This window comes from Paenibacillus sp. LjRoot56 (assembly GCF_964253335.1).
Taxonomy (GTDB): domain Bacteria; phylum Bacillota; class Bacilli; order Paenibacillales; family NBRC-103111; genus Paenibacillus_E; species Paenibacillus_E allorhizoplanae.
Genome location: NZ_CAXURV020000001.1, coordinates 2,658,557 through 2,684,982 on the forward strand (window position 1 = coordinate 2,658,557; position 26,426 = coordinate 2,684,982).

General features: G+C 43.9%; 28 protein-coding genes. 9 read left to right on the plus strand and 19 right to left on the minus strand.

Annotation, left to right across the window (positions count from 1 at the left end; genetic code table 11):
* Positions 1–267 (minus strand): spore germination protein, encoded by a 267-nt coding sequence (locus ACSQ8O_RS11830; protein WP_436241725.1) that lies wholly within the window; start codon positions 265–267, stop codon positions 1–3.
* Positions 255–1,196 (minus strand): spore germination protein, encoded by a 942-nt coding sequence (locus tag ACSQ8O_RS11835; RefSeq protein ID WP_436241726.1) that lies wholly within the window; start codon positions 1,194–1,196, stop codon positions 255–257. Before ACSQ8O_RS11835 ends, ACSQ8O_RS11830 begins: the two co-directional genes overlap by 13 nt.
* Positions 1,197–1,496: 300 nt before the next feature.
* Here ACSQ8O_RS11835 and ACSQ8O_RS11840 point away from each other — a divergent pair, with 300 nt between their 5' ends.
* Entirely contained in the window at positions 1,497–2,687 is a 1,191-nt protein-coding gene (locus ACSQ8O_RS11840; protein WP_436241727.1) for an oxalate decarboxylase family bicupin, read from the plus strand.
* An 86-nt stretch (positions 2,688–2,773) separates the two neighbouring features.
* On the opposite strand, the gene ACSQ8O_RS11845 is transcribed toward ACSQ8O_RS11840, so the two are convergent.
* The 6 genes from ACSQ8O_RS11845 to ACSQ8O_RS11870 all read right to left on the minus strand — a co-directional run bounded on the left by ACSQ8O_RS11845 (position 2,774) and on the right by ACSQ8O_RS11870 (position 10,830).
* Positions 2,774–3,655, minus strand: a complete 882-nt coding sequence (locus ACSQ8O_RS11845) for a carbohydrate ABC transporter permease (protein ID WP_436241728.1) — start codon at positions 3,653–3,655, stop codon at positions 2,774–2,776.
* Positions 3,656–3,674: 19 nt separating this feature from the next.
* On the minus strand, positions 3,675–4,580 hold the full coding sequence (locus tag ACSQ8O_RS11850; protein ID WP_236285881.1) for a carbohydrate ABC transporter permease: 906 nt from the start codon (positions 4,578–4,580) through the stop codon (positions 3,675–3,677).
* A 157-nt stretch (positions 4,581–4,737) separates the two neighbouring features.
* Entirely contained in the window at positions 4,738–6,111 is a 1,374-nt protein-coding gene (locus tag ACSQ8O_RS11855; protein WP_436241729.1) for an ABC transporter substrate-binding protein, read from the minus strand.
* A gap of 89 nt (positions 6,112–6,200) precedes the next feature.
* Complete coding sequence (locus tag ACSQ8O_RS11860; RefSeq protein ID WP_436241730.1) at positions 6,201–7,802, minus strand: response regulator; 1,602 nt, start codon at positions 7,800–7,802, stop codon at positions 6,201–6,203.
* Positions 7,780–9,570: a sensor histidine kinase gene (locus tag ACSQ8O_RS11865; protein WP_436241731.1), complete on the minus strand. Its 1,791-nt coding sequence runs from the start codon at positions 9,568–9,570 to the stop codon at positions 7,780–7,782. The genes ACSQ8O_RS11860 and ACSQ8O_RS11865 overlap by 23 nt, the downstream gene beginning before the upstream one ends.
* A gap of 585 nt (positions 9,571–10,155) precedes the next feature.
* Positions 10,156–10,830, minus strand: a complete 675-nt coding sequence (locus ACSQ8O_RS11870; RefSeq protein ID WP_436241732.1) for a DUF6022 family protein — start codon at positions 10,828–10,830, stop codon at positions 10,156–10,158.
* Between the two features lie 107 nt (positions 10,831–10,937).
* On the opposite strand from ACSQ8O_RS11870, the gene ACSQ8O_RS11875 reads away from it, so the two are divergent.
* Positions 10,938–11,651 (plus strand): TetR/AcrR family transcriptional regulator C-terminal domain-containing protein, encoded by a 714-nt coding sequence (locus ACSQ8O_RS11875; RefSeq protein WP_436241733.1) that lies wholly within the window; start codon positions 10,938–10,940, stop codon positions 11,649–11,651.
* A gap of 260 nt (positions 11,652–11,911) precedes the next feature.
* Positions 11,912–12,130: a hypothetical protein gene (locus ACSQ8O_RS11880; RefSeq protein ID WP_436241734.1), complete on the plus strand. Its 219-nt coding sequence runs from the start codon at positions 11,912–11,914 to the stop codon at positions 12,128–12,130.
* 181 nt (positions 12,131–12,311) lie between these two features.
* Here ACSQ8O_RS11880 and ACSQ8O_RS11885 read toward each other — a convergent pair whose 3' ends face one another.
* The 4 genes from ACSQ8O_RS11885 to ACSQ8O_RS11900 all read right to left on the minus strand — a co-directional run bounded on the left by ACSQ8O_RS11885 (position 12,312) and on the right by ACSQ8O_RS11900 (position 15,261).
* Positions 12,312–12,767 carry a VOC family protein gene (locus tag ACSQ8O_RS11885; protein WP_436241735.1) on the minus strand — a complete coding sequence of 152 codons (456 nt, stop codon included), beginning with the start codon at positions 12,765–12,767 and terminating at the stop codon, positions 12,312–12,314.
* 81 nt (positions 12,768–12,848) lie between these two features.
* Complete coding sequence (locus ACSQ8O_RS11890) at positions 12,849–13,298, minus strand: DoxX family protein (protein WP_436241736.1); 450 nt, start codon at positions 13,296–13,298, stop codon at positions 12,849–12,851.
* 20 nt (positions 13,299–13,318) lie between these two features.
* A complete protein-coding gene (locus ACSQ8O_RS11895) occupies positions 13,319–13,915 on the minus strand; it encodes a TetR/AcrR family transcriptional regulator (RefSeq protein WP_436241737.1) in 597 nt (198 codons plus the stop codon).
* 311 nt (positions 13,916–14,226) lie between these two features.
* On the minus strand, positions 14,227–15,261 hold the full coding sequence (locus ACSQ8O_RS11900; RefSeq protein ID WP_436241738.1) for an AraC family transcriptional regulator: 1,035 nt from the start codon (positions 15,259–15,261) through the stop codon (positions 14,227–14,229).
* A gap of 112 nt (positions 15,262–15,373) precedes the next feature.
* Between ACSQ8O_RS11900 and ACSQ8O_RS11905 the strand changes: the two genes are divergently transcribed.
* Complete coding sequence (locus ACSQ8O_RS11905) at positions 15,374–15,955, plus strand: NAD(P)H-dependent oxidoreductase (RefSeq protein ID WP_436241739.1); 582 nt, start codon at positions 15,374–15,376, stop codon at positions 15,953–15,955.
* Between the two features lie 84 nt (positions 15,956–16,039).
* Here the strand turns inward: ACSQ8O_RS11905 and ACSQ8O_RS11910 are convergent, their stop codons facing one another.
* A complete protein-coding gene (locus tag ACSQ8O_RS11910) occupies positions 16,040–16,198 on the minus strand; it encodes a hypothetical protein (protein WP_056616564.1) in 159 nt (52 codons plus the stop codon).
* Positions 16,199–16,405: 207 nt separating this feature from the next.
* Between ACSQ8O_RS11910 and ACSQ8O_RS11915 the strand changes: the two genes are divergently transcribed.
* Positions 16,406–18,055, plus strand: coding sequence for an alpha-amylase family glycosyl hydrolase (locus ACSQ8O_RS11915; RefSeq protein ID WP_436241740.1), 1,650 nt, complete (start codon positions 16,406–16,408; stop codon positions 18,053–18,055).
* Positions 18,056–18,066: 11 nt separating this feature from the next.
* On the opposite strand, the gene ACSQ8O_RS11920 is transcribed toward ACSQ8O_RS11915, so the two are convergent.
* Positions 18,067–18,609, minus strand: coding sequence for a helix-turn-helix transcriptional regulator (locus tag ACSQ8O_RS11920; RefSeq protein WP_436241741.1), 543 nt, complete (start codon positions 18,607–18,609; stop codon positions 18,067–18,069).
* 122 nt (positions 18,610–18,731) lie between these two features.
* Here ACSQ8O_RS11920 and ACSQ8O_RS11925 point away from each other — a divergent pair, with 122 nt between their 5' ends.
* Both ACSQ8O_RS11925 and ACSQ8O_RS11930 read left to right on the plus strand, forming a co-directional pair.
* On the plus strand, positions 18,732–18,965 hold the full coding sequence (locus tag ACSQ8O_RS11925; protein ID WP_436241742.1) for a hypothetical protein: 234 nt from the start codon (positions 18,732–18,734) through the stop codon (positions 18,963–18,965).
* A gap of 2 nt (positions 18,966–18,967) precedes the next feature.
* Positions 18,968–19,855: a serine hydrolase domain-containing protein gene (locus ACSQ8O_RS11930; protein ID WP_436241743.1), complete on the plus strand. Its 888-nt coding sequence runs from the start codon at positions 18,968–18,970 to the stop codon at positions 19,853–19,855.
* A gap of 127 nt (positions 19,856–19,982) precedes the next feature.
* Here ACSQ8O_RS11930 and ACSQ8O_RS11935 read toward each other — a convergent pair whose 3' ends face one another.
* Positions 19,983–20,690, minus strand: coding sequence for a MerR family DNA-binding transcriptional regulator (locus ACSQ8O_RS11935; RefSeq protein ID WP_436241744.1), 708 nt, complete (start codon positions 20,688–20,690; stop codon positions 19,983–19,985).
* 162 nt (positions 20,691–20,852) lie between these two features.
* On the opposite strand from ACSQ8O_RS11935, the gene ACSQ8O_RS11940 reads away from it, so the two are divergent.
* Positions 20,853–21,473 (plus strand): DUF5701 family protein, encoded by a 621-nt coding sequence (locus ACSQ8O_RS11940; protein ID WP_436241745.1) that lies wholly within the window; start codon positions 20,853–20,855, stop codon positions 21,471–21,473.
* Here ACSQ8O_RS11940 and ACSQ8O_RS11945 read toward each other — a convergent pair.
* On the minus strand, positions 21,470–22,624 hold the full coding sequence (locus ACSQ8O_RS11945; RefSeq protein WP_436241746.1) for a PQQ-dependent sugar dehydrogenase: 1,155 nt from the start codon (positions 22,622–22,624) through the stop codon (positions 21,470–21,472). The genes ACSQ8O_RS11940 and ACSQ8O_RS11945 overlap by 4 nt on opposite strands.
* Before the next feature lie 23 nt (positions 22,625–22,647).
* Positions 22,648–23,133 (minus strand): CBO0543 family protein, encoded by a 486-nt coding sequence (locus tag ACSQ8O_RS11950; RefSeq protein ID WP_436241747.1) that lies wholly within the window; start codon positions 23,131–23,133, stop codon positions 22,648–22,650.
* A gap of 402 nt (positions 23,134–23,535) precedes the next feature.
* Between ACSQ8O_RS11950 and ACSQ8O_RS11955 the strand changes: the two genes are divergently transcribed.
* Positions 23,536–24,612, plus strand: coding sequence for a glycosyltransferase (locus tag ACSQ8O_RS11955; protein ID WP_436241748.1), 1,077 nt, complete (start codon positions 23,536–23,538; stop codon positions 24,610–24,612).
* 17 nt (positions 24,613–24,629) lie between these two features.
* On the opposite strand, the gene ACSQ8O_RS11960 is transcribed toward ACSQ8O_RS11955, so the two are convergent.
* A complete protein-coding gene (locus tag ACSQ8O_RS11960) occupies positions 24,630–25,271 on the minus strand; it encodes an acetyltransferase (protein ID WP_436241749.1) in 642 nt (213 codons plus the stop codon).
* Complete coding sequence (locus tag ACSQ8O_RS11965) at positions 25,261–26,373, minus strand: DegT/DnrJ/EryC1/StrS family aminotransferase (protein WP_436241750.1); 1,113 nt, start codon at positions 26,371–26,373, stop codon at positions 25,261–25,263. Before ACSQ8O_RS11965 ends, ACSQ8O_RS11960 begins: the two co-directional genes overlap by 11 nt.
* Positions 26,374–26,426: the final 53 nt, after the last annotated feature.

Sequence of the window (26,426 nt, forward strand, 5' to 3'; positions counted from 1 at the left end):
TCATTCATACATGTTGCGAAGCGGAAAAGTAAATCTCCTATCACTCAGGGCCACGATGATGACCATGATGGGGGAAGCGATTTTGGCTTCAATGGCAGCTTGTCCAATGACAAGGGCTCCGACAATACTCACTGCTGAACCTACGGGTTTTGGAAGACGGATACCGGCTTCGCGCATGATTTCAAAGAAAAATTCCATCAACAAAGCTTCGATGAATGCGGGGAAAGGGATACCTTCACGAGTATCCAGAATGGCTAACAGCAACACAGTGGGAATGAGCTCAGAGTGAAAAGTTGAGATAGCGATATATAGACTCGGTAAGGTAAGAGCCATATAAACGCGGTTACTCTAAGCAATCGAATAAGCGAGGAATACAAGGATCGTATGTAGTAATCCTCACTTGATTGGAAAAACTCGATAAAGAGACCGGGACAAATCATAATGGAAGGAGAACCACAGGTGATAACAATGATTTTCCCATCAAGAAGTGCAGCAACAGCGGTATCCGTACGTTCCGTATGTCGATATTGTGGAAAAGGGGAGTACGTAGAGTCCTCAATCAATTCTTTGATATAAGCGACTTCCAAAATTTCTTCTTGTATGGCTTTATCAAAACGTTTTTTAAATTCGGTTAACGTTTTTGGATTCACGGACCCATCTAAATAACCAATGGCAATTTCAGTCTTAATTTCTCCGCTTGCAAAGAACTTTTTAATTTTGAAATTGGCGCTTCTCAAACGGTTCCGCAGCAACCCTAAATTGATTCTTAGACTCTCCACAGTAGCTTCCTGAGGTCCTCTAACTACCGGTTCATTCGTGGGTTCACTAATTTGTCTTGTTTCTAAAGTAAGCGCATTAAAGCCCAGTGCCTTGTTCCATTGATCAAAAAAAATGACAACTTGACCAAGCAGGATGTTCTGTACTGCAATTGGCAATTGGTCAATAATCGTCACATTCCCAGAAGAGACACCATGATTCTCAACGAATGAGATTAAACTTTTAAGATCAATGTTTGCTGCGTCAAAGCCTGCTTCTTGAAAAACAAGATCTTGGAGTACATCTTTTAGAAAAATCAATTCTTTATCGTTTATAAGTGAATCGCAATATACAACAAGTGCTCCGTATTGCATATCCGCGCCAAAATATCTAGGCACATAGCAAATATCGAAACATTGGCGAGTTGTTGTTCTATCCATTTTCTATTCTCTGCTAGGGTTACTGCTAGAGGAGACTCCACTGAAGAAGGAGGAACAATCGTGTTTGACGCAGGAATAGCTGATGATAATTTACTTTTTTTGAACAATTTTAGTATATCCATAAAAAGTTTCCTTCTATAATTTGTTAGTTACACAGGTTTATTATTCCAATTTCAAGGGAAAATATGTGAACTTCTATAAGGAGAAATTGATGCTAAAGTTATGAACGCAGAATTAGTCTCATATATCAATTAGGATGAGATACAACGTAAACTCACCTTAATGGGGAGGAGACAGTCGATGGATACTCCGAATAGGAATCAGGGCGTGTACGGCAATGTGCCACAGCCAATTCGGCCAGATGGAGCTGGTGGGATAGATACTGGTCCTCGAGATATTATGAGGGATATGGAAAACCCCAATATGTTAGTTCCTCCAATAACGGATTCTGGCTTGCTGCCGAATTTGAAATTTTCATTTTCCGATACTTCGATGAAATTGAATTTTGGAGGCTGGTCACGGGAAGTTACGGCTAGGGAATTACCCATTGCAACCACGCTGGCTGGTGTTAACATGAGTTTGACGCCTGGTGGTGTTCGCGAGTTACATTGGCATCAACAAGCCGAATGGTCCTACATGATAGTAGGTTCAGCTCGGATCACGTCGATTGACCAAGAGGGTCGCAATTTTATAGCGGATGTAGGTCCAGGGGATCTTTGGTACTTCCCGCCAGGACTTCCGCACTCCATTCAGGGACTAGAGCATTGCGAATTCTTGCTTGTTTTTGATGATGGTAACTTTTCTGATTTGAATACAATTTCTATCTCGGATTGGTTTTCACGAACACCGAAGGATGTACTTTCCGCCAATTTTGGCGTTCCCATGAGTGCCTTTAACAACATTCCCAAAGAGCAAGTCTATATCTATCAAGACAAGGTTCCTGGCCCAATCGAAAGCCAGAAGGTACAGTCCCCTTATGGGACGATTCCGCTTAGTTTTAAGCATCGACTGCTCGCGCAACCTCCGATCAAAACGCCGGGCGGCAGCGTCAGAATCGTAGACTCTACTAATTTTCCGATATCCAAAAATATTGCAGCGGCGCTTGTTGAGATTGAACCTGGCGGAATGAGAGAGTTGCATTGGCATCCGAATAACGATGAATGGCAGTACTACCTCACTGGACAGGGACGTATGACCGTTTTCGCTGGGGATGGTAACGCTCGTACATTCGATTATCGCGCTGGTGATGTTGGTTATGTGCCATTTGCATTGGGACATTATATCCAGAATACGGGTACACAATCGTTATGGTTTTTGGAAATGTTCAAGAGTGATCGGTTTGAGGATGTGTCGTTAAATCAATGGATGGCGCTTACGCCAGTCGATCTGGTTAGTACGAATTTGAACGTCGGACCAGAGGTGTTGAATGCGCTGCGTAAAGAAAAGTGGCCCGTCGTCAAATATCCGGGATTCTCTTATTATCCGAAATAAAAAAACAAGGCTATTTCATGTAGAATTTCTACAAGAAATAGCCTTTTCATATTTGAAGAAAGCTTAATTCATTCCTTTTTGTGAGGCTAGCCTTTCAATCCCGAGCTTGCAATTCCCTCTACGAACCATTTTTGACAGACAACCACGACGATGAGCAGAGGTACAAGCCCGGAAACGGAGGCTGCCATGGTGAGGACATAATTCGTACCAAACTCTTCAACATAACTCGTTAAACCTAATGGAATCGTGTACAAGTCTTTCTCTCGAAGCATAATGAGCGGGGTTTCGTATTCATTCCAATGCCAAGTAAAAGAGAGAATCAAGAGTGTGACTAACGCAGGTTTGATCAACGGCAAACAAATTTGCCAGAAGGTTCGCCAGTAGCCCGATCCATCAACACGACCTGCTTCCAGCAGTTCGTTCGGAAGGCTGATGAAGAACTGACGCATCAAAAAGGTACCGAATACGGTAAATAGACCTGGTAAAATAATGGAAGCGTGTGTATTGATCAGCTGCAGCTGATCGAACAAGATGAAGCGAGGGACAAGCAAAACCTGGCCCGGAATCATCATCGTTGATAAATAAAGCAGAAATAGGAAGTTACGGCCTTTGAAGCGTATTTTGGCAAAAGCATAGCCAGCCATGGCACTCGTTAATAGGTTACCAGCAACAGTGATTCCCGTAATTTTGATTGAATTCCAATAGAATAAATAGAAAGGATCTGTGCCGGCCCAGACTTTCTTATAATTCTCAAAATGCCATGTATTCGGAATCCAATCGATCGGATATTTGAATACTTCGCCATTTATTTTGAAAGAGGTAGAGATCATCCATAAAAAAGGCAGAATCATAACGATGGAGATCGCTCCCAAGATGATGGTAAGGAGGATCTTAAGCCAGAAGCTGCCCCTTCTAATAGTGGTAATGGTTGTTTTTCGTGTAGCATCAAGAGGTGCGATAGTTTCCATAGGGGTTGCTCCTTTACTATTAGAAGTGTTGCTGCCAACGTTTCTGGCTTTGCCATTGAATGATCGTGACGACGAAGATGATGGCAAATAGCACCCAAGAGACGGTAGCTGCATAGCCCATTTTGTAGAATCGGAAAGCAAGTAAATAAATGTGATAGGATAACACCATCGTCGAATCTATTGGACCACCCTGTGTCATAATGTTGACGGGTCCAAATATCTGGAAAGAGCCGATAATGAGTGTAATGGCAACGAGAAAAGTGGTTGGCGTGAGCATAGGAATAGTAATTTGGAAAAACTGACGAATTTTCGAAGCTCCATCAATATCTGAAGCCTCGTACAAATCCTTGGAAATCCCTTGCAATCCGGCCAAGTAAATGACCATCGAGTACCCAATCGTTACCCAAACCTGCATAATGATTATCGCGAAAAGAGCAGAATTTGGGCTCGACAACCAGCCTGGTGGATGATCAATGCCAACGGACTTGAGCAACTGGTTGATCGGACCATCGGACGCTCGGTACATAATGCTCCAAATGACGGATACAGCGACGAGCGAGCTGACATAAGGCAGGAAGATCAGTGTTCGTAGTGTCTGCTTGAAAAACACATACTTGTTCAGTACGACAGCAAACAGGAGTCCTATAATGATTGAGCCTGGAACGCTGACTAGTGTAAAGACCATATTATTTTTGAGCGCTTTGACGAATTTCGGATCACTGCCCAACGCTTTGAAATTATCTAAGCCAACCCATTCGATCCCCGCAAAACCTTTGAGATATTCCCAATCCACGAATACGAGGTACAAACTGAATAAGATCGGCAGGAGTATAAAGATAAGGTACCCTGAGAAGTTGGGCAAAATAAACAGGTAGCCTGCAAGGTTTTCCCTGAATTTGGCGTTATGCCAGAAATGTCGTTTCATTCGTAAGCCACCCTTTCGAATTCATGTGTTAACGTAACTTTACCAAGCGAATGAACGAATTCCCATAGCGTAAACGTGATCTTTTCTGTAGTTTCATTGAAAAAACCTCCAGCAAGAATCTGCCAGAGGTTTTCAAGTGACTGTGAATGAATTTGCCTTACTTTTTGGCGCCTTTGATCGTTGTATCCGCACGCGTTTTCATTGTATCCAAAGCCTTGTCAAGCGGTTGAGCGCCAAGCAGATATTTCTCCATCTCATCTTTAAAGATAGCTCTTAGTTCAGTTGGAACAGGTACATTGTAGGACGTTGGGAATGTGTAATTGCCAGCTAGCAGTGCTTTCAAGGAGGCTTCGTCAATCAGATCCTTCGCATCACCAATGAGGATAGAGGCGATTTTGCCAGCATCTGCTTTTTTATTCGTTGGAATACGGCCGCCTGGTACCATGGCCATATTACCTTCTTGTAAATACCATGAGATGAATTTCATGGATGCTTCTTTGTTTTTACTGTTTTTATTAATGGACATATAGTCGCCCATACCGCCACCTGGATTAATGTTGCTGCCTGCCGTAAATTGCGGATAAGGAGCGAATGCAACTTTGAAATCATGCGGGAAGCTCTTGATGTCCTTAATATAGCGGATGATGTAAATTTGAGAAGCCATCATAGCAGCTTTGCTTGTTAAAAGTTCATTTTGCACGGTAATTTTGCCAGCTACAGCTTCGGAATATTTCATCATGACGCCTTTGTCTTCCAAGCTCTTCTGCATTTCCAAGCCTTTCTTCATGGCTGGGCTATTGAAGTTGGATGTGCCATCTGCAGCGATTACCCAGTCTTGTGGTTTGGCTGTTTGTAGAACAGTATCCCCGAACCAACCCAAAGCTGGATCCAGCATGGTACCCTTCATATCCCCTTTGTTAAGTTTGGTAGCCATTGCACTGAAATCGTCCCATGTCCAGGCGGTTGGGAGTTTCTCGCCGGCTGCATCTAGCGCTTTCATATTGAAAAGCACAGCACCCAAGTTCTTATTAGCTGGTAAATAATAATATTTACCGTCTGCGAATTTCTTGATATTAGCTGCTCCGATAATACCCTCAACGTCAAAGCCTGATTTGGCGATCAGGTCGTCCAAAGGCTCTGCCATGCCAGCAGCTTGGCGTTTGGTCATATAGGCATCACCGTAGTTCATGTAAATATCAGGTGCATCTGTATTAGAGAGCAGGGCTGTTTCGAGCTTCAGGTTGCCCGGGTCGTCGTTAACATAACGCGTATATTCTACTTTAATGTTTGGATTCGCTTTATTCCACGCATCGACGGCATCTTGTGGTCCGCTTTCTGGCGGAACGCCTCCCCAGAATTTAAGGGTAACTGGTTTCTGTGCTTCAGGTGTAGGTGTAGCCGCTGCTGCGGTGGCAGCAGGCGCGACGGACGCAGCAGCAGAAGGTGATGCCTCAGGTGTTTTGGAGCAGCCGGTTACGAGAACGCTTACAGCAAGAGCAATTGAAGCTCCCATGCCTAATATTTTTTTCATTTGTTCATCCCCTTTTCTTTTGGTAGTTAAATCGTAATGCAAATGTTCCCAAAAAGACACGGAGTATTCTTTACGAAGTAAGCATTATTCTACGATGTTCGATGTCCAAAGATGAGCTTGCGAAACTCAGTCGGGTACATGCCCTCCATTTGCTTAAAGCTTCGGCTGAAATGGTTGGGATCGGCATATCCAATAAGTTCAGAAATTTCGAAAATTTTATAATCGGGATTCTTGAGCAGCTCACGGGCATTTTTCATCCGAACATTCGTTATATAATCGGTGATCGTTTTGCCCGTTTCCTTTTTGAACAAAATACTCAAGTAATTCTCTGTATAACCAACGTTACTAGCTAAATCAGCTACCTTGAGTGGTAAATTATACTTCTCCATAATTTGACGGATCACCATTTGAATCTCCGGTCGGAGTTTCTCTTTCCCATGCTCTCGCTTGTACGCTAGAAAGACGGGCAGCCATCCGATGAACCAGTTGGATAATGCCTGTAAAGTTTCAGCATTGCGAATAACATGGTACGGATACTGCTGCTCGTGCAGGGTAACGGAGTAAATATCGCCGCCTTCCGCCTTCAAACAGCGTGCGAAAATATGAAGTAAACCAAGCCACTGCTCTCGCAGTAGGGCAGGAGGAATATTTTTATTGTGGCAAAGCTCCTCGGTCCAGGCGGCAATCTTCTCACGTAAGCCGATTTCGTCACCTTCTTCGATACGTTTCATCCATTCCTCTTCCTGCCATGGCTCAGATAGCGTGGGAAGTGATACATGTAAATGATCATAGTAAACGATGCAGGAGCCCCCGTAATAGAATCGGTAGCTTAAGGCATGATCTGCTTTTTCATAGGCTTGATGCAGAGCAAATGTATCCTCGTAGGAAGGAGACACACCGATAGCCAGTGAAATTTTCAGGAATACCTGTACGGCATTCTGCATTTCGACTAACATGTTCGCGTTAATTTGGCCTGTAAGGACACAGAACTTTCCAACCGCCATCTCAACTAGCTCGCCATTGCCATACTTCTTGAGAATCTCATTAAGGACATTTTTCACCGTGTATGTCAAAAGACGATCGCTTTGGAAACGGTTATTTTGCGTCAATTCCTCATAAGAATCGATCTGGATCACCGCCGCTGATAAGGGGGAAGTGAATAGCTCAAGCTGGAATTCTCGCCATACTTGTTCGATTTCCCCACGGGAAACATGGCCTTGGAGGAGTTCGCGCAACCGTTTTTCTTTGACCTCGTTGCTATATTGATTCACCTTCTGCTCCAGCTGCGTTCTCGCATTTTGGCCTTGCTTCTCCAGTTGTAATTGATCCCGGATTGCGCTCAGCTTCTCCATCAGCTCGGAGGGATTGATTTCTAATTTCGTGACATATTCGATGGCACCTAGACGTAATGCCTGTTGTACATAGTTGAAGTCGTTATGATTGGATAAAATGAGACATTTGATCGCCGGCCAGCGTTCACGGATCTGTTTCAATAATTCAAGCCCGTCCATCTCCGGCATCCGAATATCTGTAAGTACGACATCGCAAGACTGCGATTCTAATATTTTCAAAGCTTCCAACCCATTAGCAGCTTCGCCTATGACCTGGAAATCTTCATTATCTCTAGGAATGATCGTTTTTAAGCCAATGCGCACAAGGATTTCATCATCAACGATCAGAATTCTCAGCATCAGTATTCCTCCTTTTCAAAGGCAGCACCAGTAGTAGTCGGACGCCTTCGCCCTCCACACTTGAAATTTGCATACCGTACTGTATGCCAAAATGGAGTTTGATTCGTTCATTTACATTGCGTATTCCGATGCCGCTGAACTTTGCGTGTGGCTGATTCAGGGAAGACTCGACTTGCTCAATCATCTCCATACTCATACCTACGCCGTTATCCTGCATCACAATATGCAGATTCCCACCAACTTCTTCAGCTTGAAGCTCGATAAGAAGCGGGAACCGATTGCCATGAATAATGCTGTTTTCTACGGCTGGCTGCAGCGTGAATTTTAATACTTCGCAATCAAGCAGCGCTTCCGGAATGTGAAAAGTAAATGTGATTTGATCATGATATCGAATTTCTTGGAGAGATAAGTACACTTGTAAATAGTCGAGTTCTTCTTGCAAGGTGACGAATTCTTGTTCATTCCGCATGGTGAAATTTAGCAGTTTACCCAGTTTAGTAATCATTTCACTTATATGATCAGCGCCAGAAAGCAGCGCCATCCATTTGATTGAATTGAGTGTATTGAGTAGAAAATGCGGATTAATTTGCGCTTGAAGCGCTTGGAACTGGGCTTTCTGCTTGCGCCGCTGCTCATCATATAAGTCGGATATGAGATCTTGCAGATGCAGCACCATACGATTGAAGTTATTGCCAAGCAGGGCAATTTCGTCTTCCCCTTTTATCGTAACCAGCGTATTAAATTCCCCCTTACCAACCTTGGTCATGGATTTGGCCAATTGTTTGAAAGGACTCGTTACACGAAGCATGAGTATGATGAAGGCGATGGCAAATAGAAGGAACCAGGCGACAACCCAGGTGATGGATTTGTCTTTTTCCCGACTAAGCTGTGTGGCAAAATCCTTCTGATTCATGAATTGAACTAGCCGCCAACCTAACTGTGGTACGTAAGCGTCATTCATAAAATAGAGATGGTCTTTGATTTTCACTTCTTGAATGCCATTTACATTGGTACGAACGTTCTGAAGGGCATGATTCGCCAACAAATCTGCAGCCGCACGATCACCGATTAAGAGATTCTGGTCTTCATCGACGAGGACAGAGGTTATGCCTGAAGCTTGTTGCTGCTGGATCTCGGCGTTCGGATAGAAGAAAACTGGGATCGGTACGCTGATAAAAAATACACCATAGTTACTCGTATATTCGCCATTAATTTGTCTCGTCATGACGATCAGATCTTGTTTATTATTGGATGAAGGAAGTGAGTAGGGAACCGTCCAGTAAGGGAAGCCATTGCGCCGCAGCGTTGGTTCGTACCAGCTTTCCTTGTAGAAGGATTGGACATTCGTTGGTGTGACGGCAGACCATGTGGTATGTGTAAACCCTCTGTTGTCGTATAACCCAAGTTGCGTAGTACTGTCGAGAAGGAGATCTTTGACATTGGACATTTTCTTCTGCAGGCTCGTGAGCTTAATGAAGGAGAGGTAGTTATTGGACCAATCTGCAGGTTCTTTCAGAAATTTCTCCGTCTCTGGATCATTAATAATCAGACTAGATGCGGTGATCATGCGAACGGCCATCTCGTTCATGGCTGTGGCTTTCTGGGATACGGCGGCTTGATTGGATTGGTTGAGCTGAATTTGTACAATATCTTCAGAAGACTTATAGAACCGGTATAGAATGGTAACAACTGGAAGGATAATCAGGAAAAACAAAGAGATCAGAATCTTTCCACGCAATGTCTTGATTGGACTGCGAAGTTTCATCATGGATGTCACCATTAACCTCATCTTCTAGGATTAGTAATCTCTTCTATCATACAACGATGACTCTTATCCTGCTAGAGAGAGTAGGGGGAAGCGTAGTATTTCAAAGAATATGCCGTATAAAACAAAGAATATGCATGGTCAATGTTAGGCGATTTAAAGGGCGATAGGGGAATGGGCAGATAGGCAGATAGAAGAAAGCAAAAGGCAATAGGCAGAAGGCAGAAGGCAAATAGGCAAAAAAAAGAGGTGTGAGATTCTCCCACCACCTCCTATATGCTTATTGATTCGCAGCGTTCGGATCCATCCAAAATAATTCCCATTGATGGCCGTCAAGATCTTGGAAGCTGTGCTGATACATGAAACCGAGATCGTTAGGGTCACTATAAAGCGTACCTCCAGCGGTTACAGCCTTTTCGATGAGTTCGTTGACTTCTCGACTACAGAAGCTTAAGGCAACGAGTAACTGGTAAATTCACGAAAATTTTATCCGATTTAACAGCCAAGATAGGATCACCTCAATGAGTTATTTGTTAGTCACTCTCAAAAATAATGGATCGCAAATTAGCGCGTCAAATGCGCCGAAAATTAGGGAGAGTGAATAGGACGTTTGAAATAAGCAATCATTTTCCCGTCCGCTGGCGCCACAATGACAAGTTCCCAACCATAACGTCCCCAGTGGGATAACGCTTCATCCAGTGACCAGCTGCTATGTTCGGATTCTGATTTTCCAGGACAATCGGCCAAGGAGACATCCGTGGCGTATTCCCATTGCGTTATCTGGTGAGGTTCTTGGGTAAGATTACGTACTTCTTTACGATCCCATCGCACACGTGTAGTGGCTTGGGATAAAGCCGATAAGATATCTACTCTTTCCGTGACTTGTAAAAAAAGAAGCTGTGGTGCCCGCGGCACGAAAAAGGAACGATGCGAATGATAAATCTGAAGCACCAATGTACCCATGGCCCTGCCTTCATGATCATGTATGAGGTACCAAGCGCAGCGCTCACGCTCTTCGGGAGGACCCCAGTTCTCGACCGAATTGTGACGATTAAAACCAGCTTTAACCTGGTAGCCTTCTTGTTGGAAAGGTTCAATAACGTGTGCCATGAAGTCTTGAATCCAGACACCGTACGCACGATCCCCGTACTCGTTGAACATTGAAATGAGTTCAGTTTGTTTATTCTCGTATACCGATTTCCAAGTATCGGATAGCCGTTTTTCTGCTTTTCGGAATAAAGAATCGATTTGGTTGTTGGTCATGAAGAACAACTCCTTTTGAATTTTATTTAACAGTGTTAGAATAATAATTTAATGATGTTAGATTAATGTATTGTGGTATAATTGTCAAGAGAAATTGGAGGTCGAACATGGCGCGTAGACGAATTCATCCCCTACAATCGGAGGGGTCTGATAAAGAACGTGGGGCATCCGATGATGTACATACCCCATTAGATCGTGAACGTATCATTCAAGCTGTCCTAACACTGCTGCGAGAAGAGGGGTTAGGATCGATCAGCATGCGTAAAATTGCAGATTCCCTCGGTGTTAAGGCAGCTTCTCTGTATTATCATGTCAAAGACAAAGAGCAATTAATGCATCTTCTCGCCGAGCAAATTAGTTCCGATGTGAGCTTTCCAGATGAAAGCCTCGATTGGCAGGAGCAGCTTCGCGAGTGGGCGCTCCATTTCCGACTCGTGCTGCATCGTTATCGAGATGCGATATCCATCATGAGCGCAACGATGGCAGGGAGCCCCCAGCGGTTGGCGCATATCGAGTTTCTATACCGATTATTCGCCCAATCGGGCTTCAGCGATCCGCACATTCCATGGTTCGCCAGCATGGTCAAGAACTTTATCTATAGTTTCGTCGATGAAGAAAATCGCTTAATGGCAATCGCGGCACCCGTCGAGCCTTCAGATAAAATCGAAGAGACCCCAGCAACACGTATGCAATCGCTCTCCGCCGAACAATATCCCCATTTTGTTCGGCTGTTGCCCTATACGACGGCAGTCAATTGGGATGAAGAGTTTTTGTTCGGGCTTAAGGTGTTAGTCGACGGTTTTGAAGCTCAGCGCAAGTAGGCTGCGTTACGCGAAAAAGAGGGCCCCCAGAAGCCATGGTTACTGGCGGGGGACCCTCTTTTTCACATTTTTTGAATGCAAAAATGCTAAAGTACATCCATTTGTAGGGGAATGACCACTCCATCTGAAATGGTTGCAAATCTGCAATTATTTCTGCTGCGCTTCTCATTTTGGTGGCGTTTCGGCCCAAAAGGCTGCGCTTTCGCACGCATTTATCATTGTGTAGCCTTTTCCTCGGAAAAGGTTGTACTTTTGCATCTTTGGGCATTAAGCAGGGGCGTGTCGTTGCTGTAACGATGTTTTTCATCGTTACAGTGAGGAGGGTGAGCGAAAGTGGTCCAATGTGCAGCTGTAACGATGTTTTTCATCGTTACATAGCGGGTAGCGAGCGAAAGTGGTCCAATGTCGCTGCTGTAACGATGTTTTTCATCGTTACAGTGAGGGTAGCGAGAGAAAGTGGCTCAATGTCGCTGCTGTAACGATGTTTTTCATCGTTACAGTACGGGTAGCGAGAGAAAGTGGCTCAATGTCGCTGCTGTAACGATGTTTTTCATCGTTACAGTGAGGAGGGTGAGCAAACCTGGTCCCACATCGCCCCCGCTGCAGCTTTTTACAAAAAAAGGAGCCAAGCGCAGACGCGCTTGAAGCTCCTTTCCGTACTTATCCCTCGTAAGCTTGCTTAAGCGCGGCGATGTCAATCTTCTGCATGCCGAGCATCGCGTTCATCACACGAGCCGCTTTCACGCGATCTTCGGCATTGAGTAGTTCCCCTAGGGTACTCGGGATGATTTGCCAAGACAGGCCGAATTTATCCTGTACCCAACCACAGCGCTGAGGCATGCCGCCTTCAGACAGCTTTTCCCAATAGGTGTCGACTTCTTCTTGCGACTCGCAGTTTACGTATAGCGAGAGGGCAGGAGTGAATTTGAAATGAGGCCCGCCATTTAAAGCCATATACCGCACCCCACCAAGCAAAAATGTTCCTGAAATAACTCTTCCCTCAGGCCCAGAGCGATTGATACTTTCAATTTCGGAATCGCTGAATATGGATGTGTAGAAGTTCATTGCCTCTTCGGCATTGCCGTCGAACCATAAGAATGGCGAGATTTTTTGCATGTCAGCAGCTCCTTTTATTAGGTATTGTATCACAAATGTTGCTGAATTCATGCGGATCGTAGCTGATATCGCACATTACATCTATTGCGCAAACCATGGCGATGCCAAGACAACAGATCCGATAAAAACGAGCTGCAGTAATATCCGAACTGCCAATTGAGGCACAGGCTTGCCGCCAATCGTTAATTTCTTACGAGCAGCGAAGACGTTAGCGGGAAACATTGCGAGCAGCAGGAGCAATAGACCGATCGAGGCAGCCAGTGACACAACGGGAATCAGTATCCCGATGGCACCGGCAATTTCTAAGTAGCCCGTAATCGTTACGATTGAGGCGGGTCTTGGGAAAGCAGGAGGGACCATCCGAATCAGATCTGGGCGTCTTTTACCCCAATGTGCGGAGGCTGTAAGCAGAAACATGACAGCGACTGCGCCTTGCAGCGCGGTGTGCCAATCATCGAAATATGACCACCCGAGAGAACCGATTCCCCAAAAAAGTAGAAAAGATGACATCAGCGCAATGAAAGGTGCCATGCGAATACCTCCTTAAGATCTTACTTGGACTGGTCTTTCAAAATGGTGGACATAAATGTAGACACCTCAGTAGAGATCTGCGCGGTTGTCGAGGCAAAAGATGAACGGACACGTAATCCCAAGGATAGCAGGACGAACATTTCAGCTGTTTGCTCCGGGTTAATATTTTCCATAATGACGCCATGGAGCTGACCAATTGTGATCCAATTCTTAGCAAATGACACGGATCTCTCATAGAAATGCTGCAGCACATCCGCAACGGTCGGATCATCTTCCTTACCAAGTAAGTATTTGAGTATTTTATTCGTGATATCATGGGGATCTTCTAATGCGGTAAGATTATGTGCGATGCTTTGCATCGGTCCATCAAAGGTTTTGGCAGCGTGTTCCGTCTGCTGCATGAATTTCGTATTCGTTTCTTCGAGTCGCTCGTGCAGCACCATCGCATAAATTTCGTCTTTACTCTTCACGTAATGGAAGATAGCTCCTTTGGATAGCGACGATTGATCCATGATATCTTTCATTGTGATCGCGTGGCAGCCTTTTTCCATCAACAGCGCTTTCGTCGCTTCGAGGAGCTTACGTGTGGTGATTTCTCTGCGTTCCTCATTCTTCATAGGCACAATCCTCCGTCTTTTGGAAATTAATCCATAACCTCATTATATAAACAGACCGTCGGTTTGTAAACAGAGAAATCCAACGACGCCACAAGAGTTAGAACCTCAGCAGCGTCGTTGCCCACCATTTGTTTGAATGTTGCGGTTGTATGAAATTAAGCGTCGTTGCCCGCCATTTGTTTGAATATCGCGGTTGTACGAAATTAAGCGTCGTTGCCCACCATTTGTTTGAATATTGCGATTGTATGAAAATTAAGCGTTGTCCCCTATCTTTTGTTTAAGTTCCCCAACATTTGACTCAACAGCATCGCTCAGCCATTCACCCGTATTTGTCCACTTTGGATCGTGGCTCGATACTGTCCAGGTGTTAAGCCAGTCCATTTTTTAAAGGCATTTTGAAAGGCACTAGGCTCGGAGAAATGCAGCACATAAGCGATGTCCCCAACGGAAAACTCCCATTTGCGAAGGTAGCCCATGGCTAATTCTTTGCGTACGTGAATGGAGAGATCTTTATATGTCGTATTCTCTTCTTTCAATTTATGTTGAAGTGTGCGTGCGCTCATTTGGAGGAAATCTGCAGTTTGCTGCAAGGATGGGAAATAGGATGGCATGCACGAACGTATCCACTGGACAACTTGTTCAGTAAATCGGCTAGCTTGTGTGAGCTCTTGTCTAGTTTCTTGTGCGATATTCTCAAATATGCTCAGTAACTTAGGGTCGGAATAGAGGACAGGGTAATGCAACACATCCTTGCTGAAACGCAAATAATTGCTGTTCGCAGCGAATTGGGGGATTCGCCCAAATACGGGTTGATAAGGCGTTACATCTGCTGTTGCCTCGTGATGAAATGCTACCTCCAGCAGTGGGATTGTCCGATTACTGAGTCTGCCGATCAAACGGAATAAGGAGCTGGCCATATCTTCGATACAATGACGAGACATCTGTCCCTGACCGGGATGTTGTAGAAACATGGAGATCCGTACATCATCACCTTCCACGTCCCAGTCCAAATTAAATCCGCTGCATAGCAGTACGTTATATCGCTGGTAAGCCGTTAACGCATCGACGACGGATTGGGAATGCATCATGACATAGCCAAGGATGCCCATATCGGCGAATTCCATGATCTGTCCCTGATGTAAACCGAAATGAGTATCCTGGGTAAAATGGGCCGCGGCTATCGTTAATCGCTCCAATTCCTCGCCTGGGATGCGTGCCTCTACATCTTGGAGAAGACTAGCGTCGAAGGATGCATACCTGAGAAATTTATCCGAATCAAAGCCTTTTTGCACCACCGTTTTTATAATGGGGTACACCATAGAAATGGCAACACCTTGGCTTTTCAAGTTGAAAATCCCTCCTTTGCGTGAATCAGCAATTGGTTTGCGTGTTTCATCATTCCAATCAAACTGCATTCATTCTATGCTGATTATAGTCGCAAATAAGGAGGAAATCATCTTGAAATCGAATATTCTTGTCATTAACGGACATCCAGATCCGCAAAGCTATTGTGCGGCCCTAACGAATGCCTATATCGAAGGGGTCTCACTCAATAAGGTTGACATTCAGAGGATAGATATTCATTCCTTAACTTTTGATCCAAATCTGCAGTTTGGTTATCGGAAGCGTACAGAGCTCGAAGAGGATTTACTGCATGCACAGGAACTCATCCGCTGGGCTGATCATCTAGTCTTCGTTTATCCAACCTGGTGGGGGGCGATGCCCGCGATGATGAAGGGGTTTATTGATCGGGTTTTCTTACCTGGCTTCGCTTTCAAATATCGCGAGAAGTCTGCGCTTTGGGATAAGTTGCTGGTAGGTAAATCTGCACATCTCATTGTGACAACGGATACACCTGCTTGGTACAGTCGATGGGTCAATAAGCATGCGGGATACCGTGTAATGAAGCACAATATATTGCAATTCTGCGGGATTACACCCGTCCGTCTAACGGAGATTGGACCTGTAAAGTCGTCTTCGTTAGAGAAGCGAGCCAAATGGTTGGAGAAAATAAAGCAGCTTGGAACGAAATTAGCTTAGTTAATGTGCTTAAACTACTGTGAGCGAATAAGGCATTATGCAAAGAGGGAGGCCCCTAAGGACCTCCCTCTTGATCTTACCCACCTAACGATGTTCCACCAAATCGATTGCTCCTAGAATCACATGAGCAACACCAAAGCCGAGCACGCCGACACCAAGAAGCTTATATTTGCTTTTTAGCATAGTAGCACCAGATGCAGAAACGACAGTTCCAAGAACAGCAGGAATCAATCCCTCGCGCATGAACATCACTCCTCCAAGTTTGTTTGGGTTAGGCAAGACATCTTAGTTTGCTTCAAAGTCATAAACATATGCAGGATGGACGAATGGATGGAACATAATCGCATCATAATTGAGTAGAAACGGACATTGGCAGGTTATGCCATAACCGCTACGATGTGAAGAGGAGTAAGCGTTAGCATCCTTCAAAATAAAAGGAGATTCACATCCATGTCTCATTTTCCCACAAAAGGATCACAAGGTGTACGGTTCATGTTTGCGACGGATAGCCAGATAGAAAGTGTCGCGGTTGCAGGGACTTTTAACAATTGGAATGGCGATAGGAACTTCATGCGTCAAATCGAGGGGGATAACGTCTGGGAGCTTGAGCTTCCGATCCCGAAGGGGAGGCATCTCTATAAATTCGTCGTGAATGGGGATAATTGGATACTAGATCCCATGAATCCGAGTGTATCGGAAGATGGGCAAAATAATTCAGCGATCACGGTGACGGAGCATGGCGATGTACTGATTAGAACAAATGACATTTCAGAGGAACAACCAGGATATATGCATGACAATTATAAGGCGCTCTCTAGTCCAGAATGGATTAAGAAAGCTGTTATTTATGAACTTCATATTCGAGCATTTACAAAAAATGGGTTTAACGGATTGGCTGATCACATTAACTATTTCAAGAAACTCGGGGTAAACACGCTGTGGCTAATGCCATTCAACGAAGTGGGTCTTGAAGGTAGGATTGGTAAGTATGGTGATCCGTATGCTGTGAAGGATTTTTATCGTATTGATCCAAGCTTTGGAACGAAAGAGGAACTAGCGGCATTCATCCGCTTAGCGCATGAGAACGGGATGAGAGTCATTCTGGATTGGGTTCTGAACAGAACGAGTGTGGATCATATCATGACTACAAGTCGTCCGGATTTTTTCACGCGAACCGAACAAAATGAGCTGTTTTACGATGTGCCCAATCGATCCTATTTCGCTGGACTACAGTTCGATAATCGTGATATGCGAAACTATGTCATTGAGGCAATGAAGTATTGGGTTGTTGCGTTTGATTTTGACGGTATTCGACTGGATGATTCGGACATTACCCCGTATGATTTTCTAACAGAAATCAAGCAAGCTCTGCAAGTGGTAAAAGCAGATCTCATCCTAATTTCACAGTCCTACGATGAGTATCATCATCTGGAATCCTGCGATTTGACTTATGATGGCAAGCTGCGCATTCTCATTCGCGATTGGATCGATAGAAAGATCACTCAACAGGAGTTCATGTCCATTTATAATTCTTTTAAATACAGCTTCCCTCAACATGCGCTTAGAATGAGTTGGCTCGAGGAGAAAGAACAGTCTCGAATAGCTTCTTATTTAGGCGAAAAGCTTGCTGGACCCGCAGCAACGATTTTGCTTACGCTAGAAGGTGTTCCATGCTTGATGATGGGGCAGGAGTTTAATGAACCGACCTTGGCAACATGGACGTCGTTATTCGATGAATATCAACTGGATTGGCAACAATTTGATAAAGAAATGTTTGAACATTATGCTTTTCTCAATCAGCTTCGCACGAGCAATCCCGCATTTTGGAAGGGGAAATTGACGTTTATCCGTAATTCAGGTGACATGGTTTTGTCGTATACGAGGCAGTATGAGAGTGATACGTTTATGATTGTTGTTAATTTATCGCCAGATGCCGTGTTTGTTAGATTTGACGATAGTCAGGTAGACGAGGATGATATCCATGATTGGAATAATGTGATCTATCAAACTGGGACGGGCAATCGCCAATTTGCGGAAGACTCGTCTGAGTTGTGGCTGGACGGTTATGAGAGTGTCATTTTTAGAAAAGTGAACGTTTAGTTGACTACGGGTTAGGGTGTATGCGAAGGGAGATCGGCAAGCAGGGCTTCGAACCATTCCTTGGCAAAAGTATGAGAACGAATGCCATAATCAAGCGTCTTGATTTGATACGCAAGGATTTCTGCATAGGGTGCCGGAACTTGAATGTTCTGGAGCCCTTTGTCCATTTGCTGGAGATCATTTTCAACCTTTTCAATCTGCGAAATGATTTGCTGTAGGATGTGTCGTTTATCTTGGGTGGAATCGATTAATCCCAGAAAAAACACTTTAGCTAGGGCTGTAGATTCTAACCTGCTTGCTGGTATCTCTGAGCCCATCCATCTATAGAAAGCTTCTCGACCTTTGTCTGTGATGATGTACACTTTCTTGTTTCGCCCGCGATCAACCTGCTCCTCATAGCCAATATCACCTTGTTGAAGTAATTTCTTTAAAGCCGTCTGCAAGCTGCCGTAACTGGCACTATAGAACAAGGCAATGCCTTGTTGAAATGCTTTGTTGAGCTCATATACTGTCTGATTCTTCAAAATCAATAATCCGAGAATGACGTATTCCATATAGCGAGTCTCCTTATTCGTGTTGACATACGACTTGTCCTTACTCTACGGTTAGTTATATTACTAATAGTAACATTGGCCGTTTGCAAACACAATTCGTTCTGGGGAGGTTCCGTATAGCGATGCTTGTTCGAAAATCATGGAGCAATGAGGCAGCCTCAAAGCATCTCGATTCGTACTTCACGAAATTACGTAAGAGCAGCCGCCATCAGACTGGGTTACAAGTATGGATTGATAGTAGTGGATTTACATATCGTTATGCAGCAGGGAAAATAACAGCCTATAAAGATGTTTTGATCACACCCAATCAGCCCTTTCATCGGCAAGTATTGGGAAAGTTTTTACAGCTGTGTTAATTATGAAGCTGGCTGAGAGAGGGAAACTCTCATTAGATTCTCCAGTGGTGACCTATTTGTCACCGTCGGAATTGGAAAATCTCTTCGTGTATCACGATGTTGACTACGCTAATCAAGTGACGATTAAGCAGCTGCTGGGGCACACATCGGGTTTGGCAGACTATTTCGAGGACCCAGTCATCCACAAGCCAATGTTTATGCAGCGTATTGTTGGTAATCCTCAGGAATGGTGGACACCTGAGACTTTGATTGAATTTACGAGGAGAAATCAACGAAGCTTTGGACCTCCAGCGTCGCGCTTTCATTACTCGGATACGGGGTATATCCTGTTAGGGAAAATTATCGAGCGTATCACGGGAAAAACTTTTAGCGACAATCTGCACCTTGAGATATTCAATCCCCTACAAATGAACGATTCGTACTTGATGTTCTATTCGCAGCCGAAACATACGCCAGTGGAACCGATTCAGGATATTTGGTTGAACAAGGTTGAAATCAGCCGGTGTTCAAGCTTAAGCTGCGATTGGGCAGGTGGTGGCATCGTGACGACACCGCAAGATCTTTTGCTTTTTCAGAAAGCACTCTTGAATGGAACATGCATTGATGCAGCATCGTTACAGGACATGACAACCTTCACACATAAATTCAGGAATGGCATTCATTATGGGTTGGGGATGATGGAGATTCATTTCGAGGGGTTTTTCTTCTTGCTCCGAGGGTTACCAAGGCTCCAGGGCCACAGTGGGATACTGGGAACGCATATGTTCAGTCATCCTGAAACTGAAACACATATCGTCATGAACTTCGGTTCGAGTACGGCGATTGTTCGAAGTTACAGAGCTCTGATTGAAGTGGTGACGACGTTGAAAAAGATGCGAGTCTTGGTGTAGCGATATACACGAAGAATGCTGTTCATCAAACTCCCTCGGTCGAACCATCGTCGTGATCACTCTTTCTGTACTTATCGGTACGAAATGATCTTATAACAAATGTTACCAATCGTCAAAGCTGAGTATTCTAATCAATTAAATTCAAAAGTCGGCATAATTTGTACAAATTATACACGCCGCTGAGCTGTTCCCGTTTGATTTTGTATAGGAATTGTAGAGATTGATGCGCAATCCTCTTAGCATGCTCAATATCGGAAGGGTCCATTTCTGCGATAGCTTGTTTTAGGCCAATCAGATCGAGTGAATAGACAGCTGGTCGCAAGGTGCGGAGCAGCATAATCTTGTGTAATTGCGATCGACTATATCTGCGATAGCCATTCTCGGGATCGCGCGAGGAGAGTATGAGGCCGACTTTTTCCCAGTGCCGAATGGTAGAGCGCGTGAGGGAGGTTTCCTCGGCAACCTCGCCAATTGTCATCCAGAACATTTCTTGGGCATCGCGTATGCTTAGGTGCTCGGTTTCTAAAATTTGAATATTTGACTCAGCCAGTAGAGTATCACGATGTAGGTTAGCTTGCACTTCATTTACGATTCGAAGTGCGGAATCCATTTCTTTGCTTTGCATGTAACGTAGAATTTCGGAAGTCGCATCCATCCCAAATCCAGGTTCCATGGCTTTAATGCATGTAAAGTAAGCAACATGTACATCTGTGTATATGCGATAGCCCTTCGATGATCGTGCTGGTATAGGGACAAGACCTTTGGTTTCATAATTTCTTAAAGTGCTCGTGCTTATATCAAGTTGATTCGCAATATCGATGGGTTTAATCATCATGGTTCACCTCATCCTAGCATCCTTCTAAGATTAAAGCAGAAGAATAAGGTTATTGCAATCATTGCTTATTAAAATATGGAATTTTAATTACAAACCTTGGAATTAGCTTTAATGTTGTAAGATAACTATATAGCATTTCATTGAGGAGGTACTTACGAACCTATGTTGCATGAGGAGTTCGAACGACAAATCGAGAATCTAATGGTTAAAGGATATCCAGAGGTAGTTGGATTAACCGCGGCTGCATTTAAGCAGGAATTAGAACCGTTAAAGCATAAAATCTCAGAAATGCATCTTAACCAAATAGAATCACAGTCAAGTAAGATTCCTTTTGTCATCGTGATTAAAAGTGATTGGTTACATGCAGAGCGGGCGATGCAGCTAGTGGAACGTGAAGGGAAGAACGGTTTCAGCGTCATGGATGTCGAGGAAATCAATCGCTTTCAACCTATTGAGGGGATTGGGCTCCCTGAGGGGAGGGCTTATCTGTTGTTAGATATCGATACTGGCACAGGAACATTAAACGTGACACCAACCGCAGCGTTGGCCTCCATAACGCAAGAAAATCGTTCTCCGCTTACCTTGGAAGAAGGGATTAGTGTGATTACCCATTTTCCTGAAGTGTTGCGTAAAAATAATGGCTTCTCTCTGCTCGGTTCTCGCTGTGGTGACCGAAGAGTTACTGCGCTATGGATTAGTGACAAAAAGCCAAAGCTTGGCTGGTGCTGGGCGGGAAACCCACATACGTGGCTAGGCTCCGCCTCCTGTAGAGCTAGATGCTAAACGATTTTCATGATCTTTCCATCTTGTGTGGCCAGGTAAAGCTCGCCTGCTGCGTCCTTACCGAAGGAAGTAATATTCAAACCCGATGCAAGTAAAATTCGGTTCTTGATCGTTCCGTCACTTTGTTGAGTTAATGCCCAAATGTTCCCCGTACCATAATCTGCGTACACGTACCAACCGTATAGTTCAGGGAGCTTCGTGCCCCTGTACACATAACCTCCGGTTATCGATACGCCTTGATCACGACCATAGGTAAACAGCGGTTGCTGTAAGCCAGTTTTATTGCAGCCTTCTTTTGGTTCATAGCATTCAAATCCTTCTTGTATGCGCCACCCATAGTTTTTACCTTTTTCTATGAGATTAATTTCTTCAAATCTATTCTGGCCAACATCGGCTGCCCAAAGCTTTCCTGTGACGGTATCGAAACTGAATCGCCATGGATTCCGTAGTCCGTAGGCATAGATCTCCTTCGCCCCTTTGCCAATAAAAGGGTTGTCAGCTGGAATTGCATAAAGAAGCCCGTTAGCTGGCTTGTCTACGTCGATACGAAGTATTTTGCCTAGCAGGGACTGAAGGTTTTGGCTATTGTTCTGAGGATCTCCGCTGCTGCCACCGTCTCCCGTCGCTATGTACAAGTAACCATCTGGCCCGAAAGCCAGTTGACCGCCATTGTGATTCGGATAGGGCTGCTTGAAAGTTAGCAACACTTTCTCACTAGTTGGATCCAGAAGAGAGGGATTGTTAGGAATCGTGCTGTATCGAGCGATGACTGTATGGGTCTCTGTCGTGTAGTTCACATAGGCTAACGTTGGATCCTTCGGATGGAAGGCTAGTCCTAGCAAACCTTGTTCGTTTCCACTATCATTGACGCGATCCGTAATATCAAGCACAAGAGCAGGTTTTTCCTTCGGCTTATCCATATTCACGCTGATGATCCTACCAGGCTGCTCTACAATATACATGAGTTGCGGTGCGTTAACGCGATGCTCAAGTCCAACGGGATGATCGAAGTTGTTTGGCTCGAAAAAAGGAGTCAGCGAAATGCTGTTCGATGTCGTGGAGGAAGGTTCGGAATTTTTTGACCAAAAGCATGCAGGTAGAATTAGTAGAAAGATTAGGCTCATACATGCAAGGCTATAACGCTTAATCATAATCAACCTCCTTCATGAAGACACTAGTGATCTTCTTCGGCGTTCATATTCTTGATTTTCTTAAAAAACCATAGGTAATACCAATAGGATAATAATAACGTGATCATTATTGTGATGAAGCTCATATACCATGACCAATTTAAATACTTGATTAAATCGGTGTTCTTTTCTAGTAAAACCTCGACTACTGTCATGATGGATGGGAAGCTAAGCGTATACAACGTTTTGATCAACCATGATTTATCACGAGGGAAATGCACGTTGAAGATGGCACTTACAGCTGGGAAAACGAAATATTCAAAGGTGAAACTAGCTTTATAGACAACGCTAAGAAAACCAACAGGGTATTCAAGTAACCTTCCCTTAACAACTAATGTACCGAATAACCAAGTTGGGACTTGCATGAACATGAAACTTAATTGTGCTTTCAATAAATTCTTTCTTCTGATGAAAATCACCAAGAGAATAGCCGTAACAATCCAAACGCAATAAAGAATAAGCGTATCCATAGTTTTAAAGTCCCCTAATTATTTACTAAATTAATTATGGTCATAACTAGGGCATGTTAATCACGGATGAAGGGACCTCTCGGTTTGATTTACGAATTCCCCCACAAGACGCGTCGGAATTTTTCGTCGAGATGAATGATTTGGATATATGACGGAAATTTCGTTATACGTCAGAAAAAGCGAGAACCCAATTGAGTTGGAATCCTCGCCCGATCGAAGTGACTATTGTAGATACTGCAAGAACATTAGAGGCATTTCAGTTGATTTAAATTGAAATTGGAACCACTGCAATTTAATTGAGGTTATTCGGTGCAGGACTTCCGCATACAATATAAATATTGTAATTTTTCTCCATACATGACTGAGTATATCCATCAAAGCTACTATAGGAGGCATGTAAACATGTCATCTAATACAGAATTAACTCCATTTCCCCATCGCAAGCTTGCCGTAATCGATACACATTTCCCATGGAAATTGAGTGGTTTCCGCTATTGGGAAAATAGGGAAATACATGCTCAAAGACCCGATACCTTATTTTTTGCTACTCATCCTCACCATGATACATTTCCAACAACCGTATATCCTTTTTCTGAGTTTCAACAAATAGCGATATCCCATGGAATCACGGATGTTTATTGTGTATTTTTAAATCTCACTTTGAGCTTGCTTGGCTTATGCAGTCTTCCCGATGGAAGCCATATGCCTGGATCCAATTGGGGATGGAATATTAGAAACTTTTTGGAAGATCGTAAAATTAAGCTTCATAGTACTTTGTATCCTGGAGGCGGGCTAGATCCAGGGACTTCTATTGAATTTTTGAACTACGCAGCCAAACACTGCTCAACTGTTTTCACGAATATTGATGAAGTGCTTAGCGCTATTCCTTCTAGCCTGTACTACCCAGTTGTTATAAATACTGACTTATTTGCTTATTCACCTAAGCATCCAACTTTACCGATTGAGGTAACCTTTTGTGCTTTTAATTACCCCAGAAAAGGCTTTCCCTTGCTGATACAGGCATTTAATATGCTGCCTGAGGATTTTCATCTAAACATAGTAGGTGATTGGCAGGATCATTTGCACTTGTTTACAAACAGCCGTTATACGTTTCATGGGCTCTTAGAACCTGAAAGCTTGCGCTCCATCTATAAGAGAACTCATGTGTTTGTAAACTGCAGTACGCAAGATCAATTTGCTCTAGACGGCTTTCCCACTACAGCGGCGGTCGATGCCATGTCTACGGGCTGTATTTTAGTGTCTACGAATCCTCGAAACGATAAGCTTGTGCTTCAATCGGGAGTCGATTATATAGAGGTAGCATCAGATGCACAAACCATTGCAAATGCGTTGTTGTGGATTAAAGCAAACTTTAAGGAAGCTCTGGAAATAGGAACTCATGGAGCAGAAACAATAAAAGAACGTTTTGATGTGAAAAATATTGTTCATTCAAAATTAAAGCATATGTTAGGAAATTAGAAATAACCTCTTCTACACTACAATAGATTCTTTTTAAATACGGCTGGGACTCCAGCATATAATACCCCTCCGGGCACTTGATCCTTTACAAAAGCTCCTCCGCCTATCATGGACCAAGGGCCAATAGTGATTTTCTCACGAACAGCAGATCCAACTCCAATAAAAACTCCCTCCTCCACCGTGACATTTCCACTTAAGTTAACACCAGGGGATAGAGTGACATAGTCAGATATTCTGACATCATGGGCAATCGTTACGCTGCTATTAACGATAACAAAGTGACCAATGTGAACATTAATTGTAATGATGGTGCCTGCACCAATAATAGATCCGATTCCCATATGAATCTTTCTAGAGAGTTGTACAGCAGGATGAACAAGGCTATCTGCAAACGAAAAACCGAAATCTTTAGTTTTCTGAACGAGCCTTTTTTTTAATTGAGGGCTTCCGACGCCAGCGCAAACGATCTTTACTTGGTCACGAAGGTGAATAATATCTGGCAAGTCACCAAGTACTGGTATTTCATCAATTATCTGTCCACACATCTCCGACCTTTCATCTAGAAAACCTATAACCTCAATATTCAGCAGTTCACACAAATGGTTAACCTCGCGGCCCATCCCTCCGCAGCCCCAAATGACAAGCTTGCTATCCTTCATGTAAAAGCCCTCGCAAAATCTTTTGTACATGTCCTTGATCCATGTCTTCCCACAACGGCAAATTGATGATCCGCCTTCCAATTTGTTCGGTTATATGAAGAGATGTTCGAGGATAAGACTGAAAAGCAGTCTGTTTATGACAGGATGGGGTAAAATAAGTACGGGCTTGAATGCCATGTTTGGCTAGCTTTTCAACGAAATAGGTATTGCTTCTTTTTTCAGGGCATAACAAAGAAAAGAATGAATAAGCAACGCTCCCTCTCACTTCTTGCAGTTGCCAGCCAAGATCAAGGAGCCCCGTTTGCTCAAGCTCCTCTATATACCAGTCAAAAATTTGCTCGCGCTTTTGCTTTTTCTGATGAAATACATGGAGTGTGGCGAGTCCGATTGCAGCTGCGTATTCCGACACTTTCCCATTAAGACCCCTTTGCATAGATTCTCGATCTTCGTTAAACCCGAAGTTAGACGCTTGTCGTACCCTATTGATTATCTCTTTATCACTACTGTATATGAGACCGCCTTCCCCAATCCCAAAGCCCTTCGTTGCATGAAAGCTAAATACAACAGCACCTGAAAAGCCTTGACCAAAATGCTGATTCGTCCTAGAACCTATGCTTGCCGCAGCATCAATAACTACGGGGATATTACGTTCTTGCAGGGCTTCATAAAAGCTTGTATCCATATTCGTTCCAAAGGTCGCATAGGGGATCACAACAGCAACCTCATCCCCTAATTGTTGGATCACTTGCTGCAGCAGCTCTTCATTCATGCACCAATCTCGTTCGTTTACATCTATAAAGTAAGGCTCCAAGCCGCACCACATTGCTGCTAATGGTGTTGCTGCGAACGTGAAACTAGGCATCAGCGCATACTTACCTGGGCGTTTGATCTGGGAGATAGCTAGGATAAGTCCTGTTGTTGCGTTATTGACAGTTACGGCATACCCTTCGCCTTGAAATAAATCTTGAATTAATTGCTGTTCAAAGCTTGTATTCAAGGCTCCATAATTGGTATAGGATCTAGAATCATCAATCTGCTTCAAATAGTCCATATACTCTTCTTTCACTACAAGCTTGGGTCTTAGAAAAGGGATATCAAACATGAAGGTTCCCACCTTCCTTATAATGGTTGGTCAGGTACCAGGATTTCGATTTC

Coding starts and splice junctions, on each gene's coding strand:
- ACSQ8O_RS11835 (WP_436241726.1), bottom strand. CDS start 1,196: ATGGATAGAACAACAACTCGCCAATGTTTCGATATTTGCTATGTGCCT.
- ACSQ8O_RS11840 (WP_436241727.1), top strand. CDS start 1,497: ATGGATACTCCGAATAGGAATCAGGGCGTGTACGGCAATGTGCCACAG.
- ACSQ8O_RS11845 (WP_436241728.1), bottom strand. CDS start 3,655: ATGGAAACTATCGCACCTCTTGATGCTACACGAAAAACAACCATTACC.
- ACSQ8O_RS11850 (WP_236285881.1), bottom strand. CDS start 4,580: ATGAAACGACATTTCTGGCATAACGCCAAATTCAGGGAAAACCTTGCA.
- ACSQ8O_RS11855 (WP_436241729.1), bottom strand. CDS start 6,111: ATGAAAAAAATATTAGGCATGGGAGCTTCAATTGCTCTTGCTGTAAGC.
- ACSQ8O_RS11860 (WP_436241730.1), bottom strand. CDS start 7,802: ATGCTGAGAATTCTGATCGTTGATGATGAAATCCTTGTGCGCATTGGC.
- ACSQ8O_RS11865 (WP_436241731.1), bottom strand. CDS start 9,570: ATGATGAAACTTCGCAGTCCAATCAAGACATTGCGTGGAAAGATTCTG.
- ACSQ8O_RS11870 (WP_436241732.1), bottom strand. CDS start 10,830: ATGACCAACAACCAAATCGATTCTTTATTCCGAAAAGCAGAAAAACGG.
- ACSQ8O_RS11875 (WP_436241733.1), top strand. CDS start 10,938: ATGGCGCGTAGACGAATTCATCCCCTACAATCGGAGGGGTCTGATAAA.
- ACSQ8O_RS11885 (WP_436241735.1), bottom strand. CDS start 12,767: ATGCAAAAAATCTCGCCATTCTTATGGTTCGACGGCAATGCCGAAGAG.
- ACSQ8O_RS11890 (WP_436241736.1), bottom strand. CDS start 13,298: ATGGCACCTTTCATTGCGCTGATGTCATCTTTTCTACTTTTTTGGGGA.
- ACSQ8O_RS11895 (WP_436241737.1), bottom strand. CDS start 13,915: ATGAAGAATGAGGAACGCAGAGAAATCACCACACGTAAGCTCCTCGAA.
- ACSQ8O_RS11910 (WP_056616564.1), bottom strand. CDS start 16,198: ATGCGCGAGGGATTGATTCCTGCTGTTCTTGGAACTGTCGTTTCTGCA.
- ACSQ8O_RS11915 (WP_436241740.1), top strand. CDS start 16,406: ATGTCTCATTTTCCCACAAAAGGATCACAAGGTGTACGGTTCATGTTT.
- ACSQ8O_RS11920 (WP_436241741.1), bottom strand. CDS start 18,609: ATGGAATACGTCATTCTCGGATTATTGATTTTGAAGAATCAGACAGTA.
- ACSQ8O_RS11925 (WP_436241742.1), top strand. CDS start 18,732: ATGCTTGTTCGAAAATCATGGAGCAATGAGGCAGCCTCAAAGCATCTC.
- ACSQ8O_RS11930 (WP_436241743.1), top strand. CDS start 18,968: ATGAAGCTGGCTGAGAGAGGGAAACTCTCATTAGATTCTCCAGTGGTG.
- ACSQ8O_RS11935 (WP_436241744.1), bottom strand. CDS start 20,690: ATGATGATTAAACCCATCGATATTGCGAATCAACTTGATATAAGCACG.
- ACSQ8O_RS11940 (WP_436241745.1), top strand. CDS start 20,853: ATGTTGCATGAGGAGTTCGAACGACAAATCGAGAATCTAATGGTTAAA.
- ACSQ8O_RS11945 (WP_436241746.1), bottom strand. CDS start 22,624: ATGATTAAGCGTTATAGCCTTGCATGTATGAGCCTAATCTTTCTACTA.
- ACSQ8O_RS11950 (WP_436241747.1), bottom strand. CDS start 23,133: ATGGATACGCTTATTCTTTATTGCGTTTGGATTGTTACGGCTATTCTC.
- ACSQ8O_RS11955 (WP_436241748.1), top strand. CDS start 23,536: ATGTCATCTAATACAGAATTAACTCCATTTCCCCATCGCAAGCTTGCC.
- ACSQ8O_RS11960 (WP_436241749.1), bottom strand. CDS start 25,271: ATGAAGGATAGCAAGCTTGTCATTTGGGGCTGCGGAGGGATGGGCCGC.
- ACSQ8O_RS11965 (WP_436241750.1), bottom strand. CDS start 26,373: ATGTTTGATATCCCTTTTCTAAGACCCAAGCTTGTAGTGAAAGAAGAG.